14 protein-coding genes are annotated in these 14,986 nt (G+C 52.1%); 3 read left to right on the top strand and 11 right to left on the bottom strand.

The genetic code is table 11. The features are described from left to right. Positions 1 to 3: 3 nt before the first annotated feature. Positions 4 to 1,398, top strand: coding sequence for a YVTN family beta-propeller repeat protein (locus KGFNPO_RS08430; protein ID WP_472634299.1), 1,395 nt, complete (start codon positions 4 to 6; stop codon positions 1,396 to 1,398). A gap of 142 nt (positions 1,399 to 1,540) precedes the next feature. Here KGFNPO_RS08430 and KGFNPO_RS08425 read toward each other — a convergent pair whose 3' ends face one another. Continuing rightward, the gene (locus KGFNPO_RS08425) at positions 1,541 to 1,924 is read right to left on the bottom strand and encodes a DoxX family protein (RefSeq protein WP_472634298.1); all 384 of its coding nucleotides are present in this window, start codon (positions 1,922 to 1,924) and stop codon (positions 1,541 to 1,543) included. A 305-nt stretch (positions 1,925 to 2,229) separates the two neighbouring features. Here KGFNPO_RS08425 and KGFNPO_RS08420 point away from each other — a divergent pair, with 305 nt between their 5' ends. Together KGFNPO_RS08420 and KGFNPO_RS08415 are read left to right on the top strand one after the other, a co-directional pair. Then, positions 2,230 to 3,393: a patatin-like phospholipase family protein gene (locus KGFNPO_RS08420; RefSeq protein ID WP_472634297.1), complete on the top strand. Its 1,164-nt coding sequence runs from the start codon at positions 2,230 to 2,232 to the stop codon at positions 3,391 to 3,393. 12 nt (positions 3,394 to 3,405) lie between these two features. Next, positions 3,406 to 4,221 carry a class I SAM-dependent methyltransferase gene (locus tag KGFNPO_RS08415; RefSeq protein ID WP_472634296.1) on the top strand — a complete coding sequence of 272 codons (816 nt, stop codon included), beginning with the start codon at positions 3,406 to 3,408 and terminating at the stop codon, positions 4,219 to 4,221. A gap of 124 nt (positions 4,222 to 4,345) precedes the next feature. Here the strand turns inward: KGFNPO_RS08415 and KGFNPO_RS08410 are convergent, their stop codons facing one another. The 10 genes from KGFNPO_RS08410 to KGFNPO_RS08365 all read right to left on the bottom strand — a co-directional run bounded on the left by KGFNPO_RS08410 (position 4,346) and on the right by KGFNPO_RS08365 (position 14,972). Continuing rightward, on the bottom strand, positions 4,346 to 5,641 hold the full coding sequence (locus tag KGFNPO_RS08410) for an acetyl-CoA hydrolase/transferase family protein (protein ID WP_472634295.1): 1,296 nt from the start codon (positions 5,639 to 5,641) through the stop codon (positions 4,346 to 4,348). A 115-nt stretch (positions 5,642 to 5,756) separates the two neighbouring features. Beyond that, positions 5,757 to 5,888 carry a hypothetical protein gene (locus tag KGFNPO_RS08405; RefSeq protein ID WP_472634294.1) on the bottom strand — a complete coding sequence of 44 codons (132 nt, stop codon included), beginning with the start codon at positions 5,886 to 5,888 and terminating at the stop codon, positions 5,757 to 5,759. Positions 5,889 to 6,082: 194 nt separating this feature from the next. Beyond that, positions 6,083 to 6,226: a hypothetical protein gene (locus tag KGFNPO_RS08400; RefSeq protein WP_472634293.1), complete on the bottom strand. Its 144-nt coding sequence runs from the start codon at positions 6,224 to 6,226 to the stop codon at positions 6,083 to 6,085. 9 nt (positions 6,227 to 6,235) lie between these two features. Then, complete coding sequence (locus KGFNPO_RS08395) at positions 6,236 to 7,363, bottom strand: sugar phosphate nucleotidyltransferase (RefSeq protein WP_472634424.1); 1,128 nt, start codon at positions 7,361 to 7,363, stop codon at positions 6,236 to 6,238. A 70-nt stretch (positions 7,364 to 7,433) separates the two neighbouring features. Continuing rightward, complete coding sequence (gene galE, locus KGFNPO_RS08390) at positions 7,434 to 8,432, bottom strand: UDP-glucose 4-epimerase GalE (RefSeq protein WP_472634292.1); 999 nt, start codon at positions 8,430 to 8,432, stop codon at positions 7,434 to 7,436. A 29-nt stretch (positions 8,433 to 8,461) separates the two neighbouring features. Continuing rightward, positions 8,462 to 9,223 (bottom strand): WecB/TagA/CpsF family glycosyltransferase, encoded by a 762-nt coding sequence (locus KGFNPO_RS08385; protein WP_472634291.1) that lies wholly within the window; start codon positions 9,221 to 9,223, stop codon positions 8,462 to 8,464. A gap of 721 nt (positions 9,224 to 9,944) precedes the next feature. After that, complete coding sequence (locus tag KGFNPO_RS08380; RefSeq protein ID WP_472634290.1) at positions 9,945 to 11,267, bottom strand: UDP-glucose dehydrogenase family protein; 1,323 nt, start codon at positions 11,265 to 11,267, stop codon at positions 9,945 to 9,947. A 64-nt stretch (positions 11,268 to 11,331) separates the two neighbouring features. Beyond that, positions 11,332 to 12,327 carry a DUF4124 domain-containing protein gene (locus tag KGFNPO_RS08375; protein ID WP_472634289.1) on the bottom strand — a complete coding sequence of 332 codons (996 nt, stop codon included), beginning with the start codon at positions 12,325 to 12,327 and terminating at the stop codon, positions 11,332 to 11,334. 183 nt (positions 12,328 to 12,510) lie between these two features. Beyond that, positions 12,511 to 13,695 carry a glycosyltransferase family 2 protein gene (locus tag KGFNPO_RS08370; protein WP_472634288.1) on the bottom strand — a complete coding sequence of 395 codons (1,185 nt, stop codon included), beginning with the start codon at positions 13,693 to 13,695 and terminating at the stop codon, positions 12,511 to 12,513. A gap of 5 nt (positions 13,696 to 13,700) precedes the next feature. After that, on the bottom strand, positions 13,701 to 14,972 hold the full coding sequence (locus tag KGFNPO_RS08365; protein WP_472634287.1) for a glycosyltransferase: 1,272 nt from the start codon (positions 14,970 to 14,972) through the stop codon (positions 13,701 to 13,703). Between the last annotated feature and the right edge of the window lie 14 nt (positions 14,973 to 14,986).

Here is a 14,986-nt window from a genome sequence, read left to right as displayed (position 1 = left end):
ACCATGAAAAAGCTTTCTATTCTGTTCTCACTCGCCGTTGGCGTATCCCTGGTCAACACCGCGTGGGCCACTCCCGGCGCGCAAGACCGCGTCTACACTGCGGATCAGAACAGCAACACGGTATCGGTAATCAATCCCGCCACCAACACCTTGCTGGGCCAGATCCGACTAGGCAACCAGCGACCTGACATCCTGTCGCCGCTCTACAAAGGCGAGATCAACGTGCACGGACTTGGATTCTCGCCGGATCACAAGACCTTGATCGCGATTTCCAACGGCTCCAATTCAGTCGCGTTCATCGACACTGCCACCAACAAGGTCAAGGGCATCACCTATATCGGCCGTTCGCCGCACGAAGGTTTCTTCACTGCAGATGGCCGCGAAGTCTGGGGCGTGGTGCGCGGTGAGAATTATATTTCGGTCATCGATCCCACCTCGTACCAGGAGATGCGTCGTATCGAAACGACAGCCGGTCCCGGTATGGTGCTGTTTCATCCGAACGGTAAACTGGCCTTCGTCGTATCGAGCTTTAATCCGGTGGTCGAAATCATCGATGTGAAAGAGCACAAGGTCATCAAGCAGATCAAGGTCGTCAGCCCGTTCTCTCCGTTCCTGCAATTCACGCCGGACTTCAAGGAAATGTGGATGACGCACAAGGATGTGGGCAAAGTCACCCGCATCGACACCGACAAACTGGAAGTCAAAGGGGTGTTCGATACCGGCTTCATTACCAACCATCTGGCTTTTGCAAAAACCGGCAGCGGTACGCATGCGTACGTGACGATCGGTGGCGAAAACGTGGTCAAGGTCTACACCACCGGCGACACGCCAAAGTTGGTGGCGACGATTCCGACCGGCGCGTTGCCCCATGGCATCTGGGCATCGGACGATAGCAGCCGGATCTACGTCGGACTGGAGAATGGCGATGCGGTCGATGTAATCGACACCGCCGCCAACAAAGTCATCGCGCATGCCCCAGTAGGCCAGGCTCCGCAGGCTTTGGTGTATGTGTCGAAGGCAGTTCCTGAAGGCGATGGACTAACGAATCTGATGCCACGTAGCAATAGCGAACCGATTAACATTGCGCTGAAAGCCGTCGCAGGCGACGCGAAGGGCTTCATCGTTTCACGCAATCTGGGCGTGGTCGATGCGTTGGAAGTGTCGCTCTTCAAACTGAAGCCGCAAACCGTCTATAGCGTGTATGTCACCGGCCAGAAATCGCCGGTTGCCAGTTTTAAAACCAATGCTATGGGTGGCGCCAATGGCACTGCAATTGGACCGCTGCGTGAAGTATCGAATACGTTGTCGGACAAGAAGGCGACACCGAGCAAAATCATTGTCATGGAAGGCGATGCAGCCGCTGATGCAACGAAGGCGGTTCTGGTCAGTGCAATATAGCAAGGTTCCCGATACTCAATTCCAACCGATAACACGCTAGTCAATTCGAATACCGCAATACCGCTAATGCAGACAAGACAGTGGGCGAATACTCGGATAATTCTGTGCGCTCACTTCTATTGAATATGTCCCATCTAACCTACTAACTGCCCGTCTTATCGTCGATGCTCGGTTGTCCCGCTCCATACTTCACAACCAACAGCAGACCGCCCGCCATCGCAAGGTTTTTCATGAAGCTAATCATCTGCATTTTGTCGCCAAAATTAGTGTGCGCGATCAAAGCCGTTGCCACGCTGAATAGTGCCAGAATGGCGGCCGCCCAGCGCGCTTTGAACCCGAACAGCAAAGCAAGACCGCCACCAAACTCGACGAGTATGACGAGCGGGGTCAGCACATCGGACATAGGTAAGCCCAGCGAAGAAAAATATCCCACGGTTGCGCCATAGCCCATAATCTTGCCAAAACCGGAGATGATAAAAATCTGAGCCATAAGCGCTCGCGCAGCGATATTCAATAATTTATCCATGGTGTTCTCCTTTTTTTGCAGTCTCGGATGTCAGATTGCCGATCCTACCGATTAGTGTGGCAGTTACTGGCGCAATCCCCACAAAGCCGAGAATATTCCGCTCGATCGATTTGATGCTATATGGATTAATTTCACTAATTAATCCAAAAAGTATATTTAAAGACCGGCAATTAACTTTGATCAACCTCAAAGAACTGATTACTTGCGCCTGCTAGTGTTTATGGACTATCGGCCAACGTGTCATACGGAAGAGCCGTCAGATTCCATCCCTGTTGTCGTCTTTTAGTGTCTTAAAAGAGGCCCACATGAAAACCAATGCTTCTGTCGAAAATAGATTAAATCCTAAAAATAAGCGTGTAGTCCTGGTGTTGCAGGGTGGCGGTGCACTCGGCGCCTACCAAGCTGGGGTCTATCACGCGATGCATGATCACAATCTGATCCCCGACTGGGTGGTAGGAACCTCAATCGGCGCGATTAATGCCGCTCTTATCGCTGGCAATAACAAGGCTAATCGACTGGCGCGGCTAAAAGGGTTTTGGGATCAGGTATCACTGCAAGATAGTGTTGATATGCGCACAGTGCCGGATGCGGTACGGCGCATGAATATTCGCTTATCGACGCTCGATACCATGGTACGCGGCATACCTGGTTTTTTCTCGCCCCGTTTGTCTAGCCTTTTTGCAACAGGCATTCCGGTAGCACCCGAAGCTGCGAGCTTTTATGACACCAGCAATTTGGCCGATACGCTAAACGATTTGGTTGATTTCGACTATCTGAATGCGACTAAGCGTATGCGGCTGACAGTGAATGCGATGAAGGTAAAAAGTGGAGAACTGGTCAATTTTGACAGTGCGAAACAAACTATCGGCGTCGAGCACATTATGGCAAGTGGCGCACTGCCGCCAGGTTTCCCGCCGGTTCGCGTGGACGGAGATCTTTATTGGGATGGCGGCCTATATTCAAATACGCCTCTTGAGACCGTTTTGCGCGACAAGCCACATGTCGATGCATTATGTTTCATGGTGGATTTATGGAGTGCGCAAGGAAAAGAACCGGCCACACTGGACGAAGTGTCAACGCGAGAAAAAGATCTGATGTTTGCATCGCGCTCAATACGCCATATGGAAGATTACATAAACATGCATAAACTCCAGCGCATTGCACGCGATCTATATGAGCGCTTACCGTCCGGCCAAAAAAACAAGGCTGATCTGAAAGTGTTGTCCACCCTCGGTTGCGACACCACGCTTCATATCGTGCGACTTTCTTATGCCGGACGGGACTGGAACATGGGGTTCAAGGATATCAATTTTTCAAGGGGGTCCATTGAATGGCGCTGGGAGCAAGGTTATAGCGACGTTAGCCGGGCTATTGAAATCTCCGGATGGCTTGCTGAGGTATCTTCAGACACCTCTCTGGTGGTCCATGAAATTATTCCATGCGCCACAGAGTGTGATGCAAAAAAATGAGCTTCGGGCCGGATGAAACCAATTTCAAATATGGCTTTTTATTGCTGCGGCGTACGGATGCAGGATGCCGCACAAACAAGTCCCGTATGTGGCGATGCGTACGCAAAATTGTTCATGGATGAATATGGGCGGCGCATTTACAATAAATTCAAAGGGGAAATATTTTGCAACGCCAGCATTATTGTCAGGCACCGCATAATCGATGATGTTTTACGTAAAATGCTGGTTTCCAAGCCCAATTTGTGCGTTGTAACTATAGGGGCCGGCTTTGATAGTCGTCCTTATAGATTAGCTGGAGGCACATGGTTTGAACTGGACGAGCCTCAGGTGATGAGATACAAAAATGCACGATTACCGATTGCCGAATGCGTAAATCCACTGCGCCGTATCCCAATAGATTTTTGCACTGATTCACTGGAAGAAAAACTCGCCCCTATTTCGCATAGAGGTCCAATCGTATTCATTCTTGAAGGCGTCTTTATTTATCTAAATGAAAACGAGATCAGTAAATTACTTCAAATATTCAAGTGCCTATTTCCAAAGCATCAACTTATTTGCGATCTTGTGAATCGCGAGATGGTCGAAAGTTACGGACAAAAACTGAAAGAGATAGCCGCGAAAATGAAGGCTTCTTTCAAGGCAGTCGATAATCCTGAATCTATATTCTTAATAAACGGCTATAAAGTCAAAAAGAAAATTTCCATCGTGGAGGTATCTGTAGATCTCGGGATAAACAAAATTCCGAAATATATTATGAGATATTTTTTTAATCGAGAAATTAAGGGTAACTCGGTCTATGTGCTGGAAAAGTACGCTCACCAAGTGTGATTTAGCGATCCAATTCTGAAGAAAACAAGAGCGCACACTACGCTTGCCAGACGCTGGCAGCACCGGAGTTGGATGGATTGCGCAAGTTCCGTGCCCAGGCTTGCAGGCACGGAAGTGACAGTTGTTACAAGAGATGCATTTGTTTGGCCGCTTCGGTCAATCCGGCGCGGAAATCCGGATGGGCAATCGAGATTAGTTCCTGCGTGCGCTGTTTCGCCGACTTACCGCGCAGCTGCGCGACACCGAATTCGGTGACGACGTAGTTGATGTCATTCTTGCTGGTGGTCATGTGGGTGCCGGACGTGAGTGTTGGCACGATGCGCGTAATGCTGTCGTCCTTGGCGGTAGACGGCAGCACGATGAACGCCTTGCCGCCGCGTGAGCGATTGGCGGCGCGCACGAAATCGACCTGGCCGCCGCTGCCGGAATACGGCAGGTAGCCAAGGCTCTCGGACCCGCACTGGCCGAGCAGGTCGATCTGCAGCGTGGCATTGATCGCCACCAGATTGTCATTTTTCGCCGCGAGGTACGGGTCGTTGGTGAAGTCGACCGGATGTATTTCGAGTGCCGGGTTGCGGTCCATGAACTGATACAGTTTTTTCGAGCCAAGCGCGAAAGTGGCGACCATTTTTCCCGGCATATAGTTCTTTTTGCGGTTGGTGACGGCGCCGCTTTCGACCAGCGTCAGGATGCCGTCGCCGATCATCTCGGTATGAATGCCCAGGTCGTGTTTGTGGGTCAGTTGCATCACCACCGCATCCGGGATGCCGCCGTAGCCGATCTGCAGCGTCGAGCCGTCCTCGATCATGTCGGCGACATATTTGCCGATGGCTTCCTGCACCGGGCCGATTTTCGGCAAGCCCACTTCCAGCACAGGCTCGCTGCTTTCGACCAGAGCCGTCACTTGCGAAATATGTACATGGCAATTACCGTTCGCGAACGGTACGTTTGGGTTCACTTCCAGCACCACTGCGCGTGCCTTGGCGACCGCTGCCATGGTGTAATCGGCACCCAGGCTGAGTGAAAAATAGCCATGCTGGTCCATTGGTGAGGCCATCGAAAACACGACGTCAGCCGGAATCTGGCCGCGTTCGATCATGCTGGGCATTTCTGAAAAATAGTTTGGAATGAAATCGATCCAGCCGTTCTGGCCGCCAGTGCGCGAGGCGCCACCGAAGAAAAACGCAACATGGCGTACATGGTCGACCGTTTCCGGGTCGATGTAGCCATACTTGCGCACCGCCAGGATCTGCCCCACCTTCACATCATGGAAACGTCGCCGCTGTTCTGACAGCGCTGTTAGCAGAGTTGGCGGCTCGCCGACACCGGTGGGGACAATTATGAAGTCGCCGTTCTTTATCTGGCCGATCGCATCTTCTACGGTGCCACGTTTTTTTTGGTACAGGTCCTGGACTGACATGGTGCGCTACGCTCCCTATCTGGTTGTGTGGGTGTGCTCCTACAGCCGGGCATTGTAGTCGAAACAGGGCCATACGCTTACACGTATTGATGATATGCAAATATTATTGGCATAACTATGTCCTGAATTGCATAACGCCCGAGTTCAGAGCACCGGCTTCCAGGAACGCAGCGCAGGCCAGGCTGTTGGTGGCTGCGGCAGCAATCGCTTCGGGTACGGCCTGGTCCATCAGGCCGCCCATATCCATGGATTTGCTGATATTCCAGTTTTGTCAGAATTGCATGCATTCCGGTGTTTATCAACACGGCAAGCGCGCTCTGGGAGTTGCCTGCTACCGGTATTTTTTTGCATGAAGAGTAAGGAAAGCGGTTTTATTAAAAAAATATACTGATTCATGTATTTTAATATCCCGCAATGTAATAATGCGGGAAACAGCATGTTTTAAGGCATACTCCCATCACATTTGATGTGGTGCAGATATGGAAACAAATCTGTTTCGCGCAATTTACGCACCATGTAGCGGCTGATATTGATCTCTTCGGCCCAGAAATCCGGCAAGTTAGCCTTGCGTATCAGTTGCCACATTTTCATTCTCTAATTTGCTACCGAGGCTAAACGACGTTTCAGGCGTCGGTCGCGGGCATTGCCCCATTCGCTGTCACCGTATTCAGAAACATGCGTCATCTCACCGGCGCGATTTACGCTGTATTCCTTGAACACGACTTTCTCGTCGAGATACACGTTGGGCGAGATTCGTGTGTATTCGAACAACACGCTGCGTATCACCTCTGCTCCGCAGCAGAGGTGGCTACCGTGTCCGATCCAGGTCGGGCCGACGATATGGCAGCCCGCCTCGATGTGGCAGCCGGACCCGATGTACACCGGCCCTTCGATGATCGTGTCTTCCCAATCGATACGCGTATTGAGACCGACCCAAACTCCGTCTGTGATCTGGAGACCCGGCACATCCATTTGCGCTACCTCGCCCATCAGTACACTCTGAGACACGGTCCAGAAATCAGTAACGCTGCCGATGTCAATCCAGTTATAAGTGCGTTTCTGCGCATAAAATGGCAGCCCCTGTTCCACCATCAACGGAAACAAATCGGAACCAATATCGAATACCTTGTCGGCAGGGATCAGGTCGAGCACTTCCGGTTCAAAGATATAAATGCCGGTACTGGCAAAATTCGAGCGGGCCTCCTCCTGCGTTGGTTTTTCTTGAAACGACAGTATTTTGCCATCCTCGTCTGTGAGCACCACGCCGTAGTCGGACACCTTGTCCCACGGCACTTCTTTTGTGATGACACTGGCCAATGCGCCCTTGCGCTTGTGTTCGAACAGTGCGGATTTCAGATCAAGATCGATCAACGCATCGCCGCACAAGACGATGGTGGTTTCATCAAAAAATCCACCAAATTCCTGAATCTTTTTCATTCCGCCGGCAGAGCCGATCGGTTGCGGCACAACTTCGCCATCGTCGTTGGTGTAACCCTCAAAGGAATAACCGATCTGGACCCCGAATTGGTCGCCCTCACCGAAGTATTCCTCGATCTTCTCGTGCAAATAACTCACGTTGACCATGATGTCGCGAACACCAAACTTGGCAAGATGCTCCACCAGGTACGCCATCACTGGCTTGCCCAGGATCGGAATCATCGGCTTGGGCAAATCGTAGGTCAAGGGACGCACCCGTGTGCCCTTACCTGCTGCAAGAATCATCGCTTTCATTTTTTCTCCATTACATCAAAAATTATCAAAGCCGACACCAGCAGACGACTAACGGATCTATTTATTGCTTATTGCTGCAGTTGGCTGTCTTGCACTCCCAACGCCACGCGTCTTCGATGATGGAATCGAGCTCAGCATGACGCGGGGTCCAGCCCAGGATGCGGCGCGCTTTGGAAGCATCGGCCACCAACCTGGCCGGGTCGCCTGCGCGACGCTCTGCATCGACCACATCGATGCTGACGCCAGTTATCCGCTGCGCGGCATCGATCACCTGCTGTACCGAAAAACCTTCCCCATTGCCCAGATTGAAACAATCGCTTTGCCCATCATTGTTCTGCAAATTCAGCAAATTCAGCGCCAGTAAATGGGCCGAGCACAAGTCGACAATATGGATGTAATCGCGGATGCAAGTGCCGTCAGGGGTGTCGTAGTCGCGGCCGAACACCGCGATATGCGGGCGTCGACCGGATGCGGCTTGCAGCACCAACGGAATCAGATGGGTTTCAGGTGCATGCCGCTCGCCGAGCAAACCGCCAGGATCGGCACCGGCCGCGTTGAAATAGCGCAGGCAAACATACTGCAATCCAAAAGCAAGCCTGTAATCGGCCAACACTTGCTCCACCATCCACTTCGATCGCCCATACGGATTAAGCGGTCTGGTCGGGTGCAGTTCATCGATTGGCACATATTCCGGTTCGCCGAAAATGGCGGCAGTCGATGAGAAAATGAAGCGCTTCACACCATGCGCCAACATCGCGTCCAGCAGGTTCAGGGTATTGGAAAAATTATTGCGGTAATACTTGTCGGGCAGCTTCACCGATTCGCCTACCTGAATAAAGGATGCAAAATGCATCACCGCATCGGGCTGATGCAGCGCAAATACATTGTCAAGTGCAACCCTGTCAGCAAGATCGCCTTCAACAAACTCGCCACCCAACACCGCATCCCGGAAACCGCCCGAAAGGTTATCGAAAGTAATGACCTGATGCCCGTTGGCAAGCAGCATCTGCACCATATGAGAGCCGATATACCCTGCTCCTCCCACCACCAATACTTTCATGAATAACCCTTTTCAAATTTTGCCATCTATTACCTATTACCAATTTTTTGCGCCAGTGGATCGCTGTAACGATATTTATGGCAATGCAAAAGAAACCGGACAATATCGACCGTGTATCGACGCAATAAACGCCGCGGCTCCAGGCAAAGGCGATAAAACCATTCAAGCCGGAGTCTTTGCATAAAAATGGGCGCCCGGGCCTTATCGCCGGCCCAAAAATCGAACAATGCACCGACACCAATCACTACACCGGCGTTTAGCGCGTGGCGATTATCCAGAATCCATTCTTCCTGAATAGGATTGCCGAGCGCCACTAATACGACCTCTGGCTTGGTTCGATTAATCGTATTAATTAAATTATGTTCTTTCTGTATATCTTCATACCCATCACAGACGCCGACAATTTTTTGTCCTAGCTGATGGCGGGCATAATCCGCTGCTTTTTGCAAAACATTCGGCTTCCCACCCAACAAAAAGACGCGCAGCGGCCTGGCAGATCGATTAAAAAAATACGGCGTGAAATCAGTGCCATTTAAATTTTCTTTAAAACGTTTTTTCTGCATCAACAGAGCAGCAATATCCATCCCCACACCATCATTGACGACTATTACCGAGTCATCACGCATCCGGTGCAATTGGCTTCGGCACTGCACAATGAAATTGGTATTTGCAAAAAATAACGCCACCTTATTTTTAATCTGCAACTCCGCCAACAGATACTGGGCCAAACTATGAGAACTGGTTTTTCTAACTAAAAAACCGGCAATTGGAATAGTTTTTTTTGATTGCATAAGTTGCTTTCATACTTGTTCATATCATTTAGGGCGGCTTAAAAAAAACGATCGCACACCCATCCACACTCCGGCTGTATTTTCCGGACTTAAACTAATAAGCTCGCGGCGTTTTCACACCACGCGCACAGGAAAATTTTGGTTTTTTTACCAGGTAAGAAGGCACAACTATTTTTATAAGTGCGAACACATTCTGCGTGATGTAGACAACACTGATAATTTCAAAGCGTCGCGGTATTTCCAGCCTTCTGTACAAGGATAGTCGTGCTACCACGACATTGTCTGTGTGATGCCACACATAGATCGACGCGTTGGATTACTTAAGGAAAACGCAATCTCTTGAAATTTCTCTATTAAGGCAAACGATTAAATGAGCGGGATAGCGCGGGGAAGAAATGAAAAAACATGGCAGATCGTTTCATTGGCATAAACAATATATTTCCTCGTTTTTCGACACAACGTCTTTCACAAACTTCTTGAAGACTTAAAAATAGAGGAAATTTAATACTGATAGTTCAACATTGATACATTTCGTCACACATTTGGACGAACGAGATGATGCCAATCTACCATGCGCAGATTGGCATCATGCCGCTTCCAACATACGGCCAATATAAGGGAAGTACAAAATTAAACAGAGTGAAAGCAGGCCATCCAGCGTCGATATTTGCATCCAACGCTGTTCCAGTTTTTGGCACGAAGACGCTTTACAGAACCGCTGTCAGCGCCGCCCAATCGCGAAATACTCAATACCGTGACTGCGAACTTGCGCGGGGTTATAGAGATTGCGACCGTCGAAGATGGTAGGCGTTTTCAATGCCGCTTTGATGGCATTGAAATCCGGCACCCGAAATTCTTTCCACTCGGTGACGATCGTTAGCGCATCCGCGTTCTTCAGGGCTGCCATCGGCGAGTCGGCATAAATAAGGCGTGGATCTGCACCAAAAATACGTTTTGATTCACGCATTGCCACCGGATCGTAAGCCGTTACTGTTGCTCCCATATCCCACAGGCCTTGGATTACGACACGGCTGGAAGAGGCGCGCATATCATCGGTATTTGGCTTGAAGGCCAAGCCCCACAGTGCGAAATTCATGCCGCTCAGATCGGCGCCAAAACGCGCCCTGATCTTATGCAGCAGCAAATGTTTCTGCGCCTCATTGGCATCTTCAACCGCTTGCAAAACTTTCAGACCGGAATCGTTTTCATCGGCGGTGCGAATCAAAGCCTGCACATCCTTCGGAAAACACGAACCGCCGTAGCCGCAGCCGGGATAGAGGAAGTGAAATCCGATCCGTGGGTCGGACCCGATGCCGATCCGGATTTGCTCGATGTCCGCCCCCAGCTTATCGGCCAGATTGGCAAGTTCATTCATGAACGAGATGCGCGTTGCCAGCATGGCATTGGCCGCGTATTTGGTCAGTTCGGCTGAACGTACGTCCATCACGATGACACGATCATGATTGCGAATGAACGGTGCATACAATTCGCGCATCAAAGCAATCGCCCGCTCATCTTCCGCTCCGATGACGACTCTATCGGGACGCATGAAATCGTCTACCGCAGCGCCCTCCTTGAGAAATTCGGGGTTCGATACGACAGAGAACGGCAGATCGATATTGCGGGTGGCAAGCTCCTCCTGCATGGCAGCCTTGACCTTGTCAGCGGTGCCGACCGGAACCGTGGATTTATCGACGACCACCTTATATTCAGTCATATACCGGCCGATGTTGCGGGCGGCGGCAGTGACATACTGCATATCGGCAGAACCGTCTTCATCAGGCGGAGTGCCAACGGCAATGAACTGCAAGACGCCGAACGCGACGCTATCTTCGATGCTGGTGGTGAACCGCAAGCGACCGGTGGCCACGTTACGCCGCACCATCTCCAGCAAGCCGGGCTCATGGATCGGAATATTGCCCTCGTTTAAAATCTTGATCTTGTTTTCATCCAAATCCAGACACAGCACTTCATTGCCCATTTCAGCCAGGCAGGTGCCGGTAACCAGTCCCACATAGCCGGTGCCGATGACAGTTATTTTCATATTGTGATTCTACTTTCGGTAAATAAAGTGAAGAGCGATACTGCGTCAATCCCATCTAAACTCTTTATGGTTTGCCATAATCTTTTGGCAAAAACTGCAACTGATCCCATGGGAAGCCATCCAGGACCCTCGGAGAACTGGTGCCATTGAATAAAGCGGGATAGGGATCAGGTATTCCCAGTGCCGTGTAGGATTTCGGATTTTGCGCCCGAATTGAGATTGCGCCGGCTTTATCCCAAACCACGAAACCATACTTCTGCGCCGCCTTCGCAATAATCTTTGCGACTGGGTGCATGTTGAGATTATCCACATTCACGTTCGGATTGAGGCGAAAACGCAAGCCTTCGGGAATCCGGTTTGGTACTTTTGTCGGGTTGTAGCCATCTGAACGATGCGCTGGCCATGACTTCACGGTGAAATGCTCGGCGTCCACCAGCGAAATGCCGATTACATGGCGAATCTCGCCACGGCGTAATTCTTCTGCCGTGATTTGACCACCGATAAAAGGCAAACTGGTCGCGGTGGTGCCGTAATGATTGGGGAAGCTGCCATCGCTCTTGGTGGCATTGCTTAAGCGTCCACCCCAGCATGCTTGCCAATTGCCACCGACTTTGCGGGCTTGCCAGAATTCCCAAATCGTATCGGTTGAAGGCTGATAGATCGCCATTTCTCTGTCTGTGCCATCGGCCGGTTCAGCATGGGGAGGAATCGGAACTGCCGCCCATTGCTGCGCCAGGTTCTTGTCCGTGAATGTCTTTTTTTGACAATTCCATTCCGTGACCCGCGTCACAGGAACATTAGCGCCGACCACGAACACCGGACTGGCGTAAGACTTGGTGTTGATGTTGACGTTACCGTAATAGGACTTTTTTTGTCGCAAGAACTCACTGACAAACGCGACGGAATTGGCATGCAACGGCGCATCTTTCGGGATCTGAGAATACCAAAAACTGTCGGACGCGAAGACTTTGTCGGTAAACAATGTCTGTGCGGCACTGGCATTGGGCGAGGATGCAGCCAAGACCGCCGCAAGTAATGTAAAGGCGGTAAAGGCGGTCAAAGCGGTTGCCACATGTCGCTTCGACTCTGTGGCGCCTGCTGCGGCAGCGGCTAATGCTTGCTGGCCGGGCGCGTAGGAAAATCGTGATGCATGATTTGATTTCATAATTATTCTCCTTGTATTTCAGCTCTGTTTCAGCTCCGTGTTGTCACATAAATCAAATGCTTTTGCGCACCCGATGATTCAAGGTTCATCCCGGTGGGAGCGCACCCATTCAACTTGACGGCGCACTAAAAATTTCATATATAGCGGGATTTTCGACAGAGCGTAAATCGGTGCATACGCCAGATTACGGAACGTCAGGATGCCGCGCCCGAACCTGGCCCATACCAGTAGTACTGCAAGGCCCAATAGGGCCGGATTAATGATGGCGAGACTCCAGGGCAGCGCATTGCCAGTCACGGCCATTAGCACCATCCCCAACAAACCAAAAACCAGCACCAGCAAAGTCAGTAAGGCCAGCGGCGGGACGCACATATCGATAGTCAGCGCAGCCAAGTCCCGATTCCTCGTACGCAGGCTTTCGAGTAATAGCCGTGGGCCTTCCTTGAGCATCATGCCCAGATGTCCATGCTCCCAACGCGTGCGTTGCGACTGCATCCCTTCCGCATTTACCGGAAACACGCTGGTGACCTGCGCTTCAGGGCAAAACAGCGGCGCCTGGCCCAAGCGTGCAAAATCAAGACCCAGCTTCAGGTCTTCGACGATATGACCGCTTGCCAGCTCTGCCTGCTCGATCAACGGCCAGGGAAATGCCATGCCGGTACCCATCAATTGACACGGCAAACCCAGGCGCTGGAAACCCAGTGCTCTGGCCCAGTTTTTCACGCTCCAGGCAAATTCGGCGACCTTGGTCTTGAGGCTCGCCCCGGCTGGCGACTGCATCATATACAAAGCCTGCATGGGCCGGTTGGCGGCCAGGCTCCGACACGCCAAAAGATCGAGTGCACCATATTGCAGCAAGCAATCGGCATCGATGATGATCACTACCGCGGGCGGCGCCAGCGCCAGATGGCGGACACCAAAATCGAGCGCATACCCTTTGCCGCGTCGCTCTGGGTCGCACCGGGCGATGACGTCGGCCCCGGCTGCCAGGGCGGCTGCGGCAGTATCATCGGTACAGTTGTCCGCCACTACCAACACCCGGTCGCCAAACTGCAGTTGCACCTGGATAGCGAATAAGGTTGCGGCGATGCCGGCGGCTTCGTTGTGCGCAGGCACCAAAACCGCGATCGATGGCCGATAGCCGCCGGAAGCTGGTTTCCTGCGTTCGGCCGGCAGCGCAATGGCAATCTGTATTGCGAAAACGAATACCGGTACCGACAACAGTAACAGCAATAGTAGGAAAATCGTTTCAAACACAACCATAACGTTCACTCCACTTGGTCAGGGACAAGCAATACTGCGGCTGACGCCGCTTCACTGGCTGGAGCTGCAGCTGCAGCCTGCCCGGCGCAAAACAGCTGCGCCAGTTTTGCCGCTTCGATATCGACCGAATGGCGTTCCAGCACGCGTTGGTAGCCTGCCTCGCCCATCGATTCCAGTACCGCAACAGGCGTCGCCAAAAATTCCTCCAGCGCTGCTGCCAGCGCATCGACATCCCCGGCAGGAAACAGCCAGCCGCTCTCGCCCGGACGCACCAGTTCGGGTATCCCCGCCACATAGGTGGTCAGTACCGGTCGCCGCAAGGCCATCGCTTCCATGATCACGACCGGCAGCCCTTCGGCGAAGCTCGGCAGCACCAGCGCCCGCGCCGCCAGAATTTCTGCTCGTACCTGGTCGCTGCTGATCCAGCCGGTAATGCGCACCCTGGCCTGTAGCCTGCGCTGCACGATTAGCGACTCCAGTTCGGCCCGCATTTCTCCGTCGCCGGCCAACACCAACTCGATCTCGATGCCCTTGCGGACCAATTGGCTGACCGCGTTCACCAGCAGCAATTGCCCTTTTTGTTCGCACAATCGTCCCACGCATACCACGCGAGGTGCGGCGGGAATCGGCACCGCAGGCACCGCATGGAACACCGGCTCAAGCCCGCAATGCACCACATGCACCTTGGGCCAATCGACATACTTGACCCAACGAAATAGCTGACTACGGCCAAAGGAGCTGATCGCTACCACGAAAGCGGAGCGACTGACTTTCTCCTTGATCCCAAGAAATTCCGGTTTGTCGAATTCTTCAGGTCCATGCACGGTAAAGCTGTAGGGCGGGCCACCCAAGGTCGTCGCCAACATCGCCACTTCCGCAGAATTGGTTCCAAAATGCGCATGCAGATGGCGCGCACCTAATTCGCGCAACCAGGGAACGATGCGACAGGCCTCCGCCAGGTAGATCAGGTGAAACGGCCACGGCCGATCCGCCCGCCAGCCCATTTTCAGCGCCAATCGCAATGCTTGAAGAAACCGCAGCGGACTGGCTGCGAGCATGCGCATGCTCGCAGCCAACAAGCTTGCCATCCCGTCTTGCAAAACATAGCGCGTGCGATCACGCTCGCGTAGGTCCTCATCGTCCACCAGTTCGCCGTCCCAGCCACGAACCGCGATCCGCTGGACGTCGAACCCCTGCCGCTCCAGCGCGAGAATTTCGCGCCGGATAAAACTATGGCTTACTTTTGGATACTGATTAACCAGATACGCAATTTTCATTCGTTTCGTTTTAT

It is taken from the genome of Gelidimonas diazotrophica (genome assembly GCF_055694025.1).
This window is presented reverse-complemented; position numbering and strand designations above follow the sequence as displayed.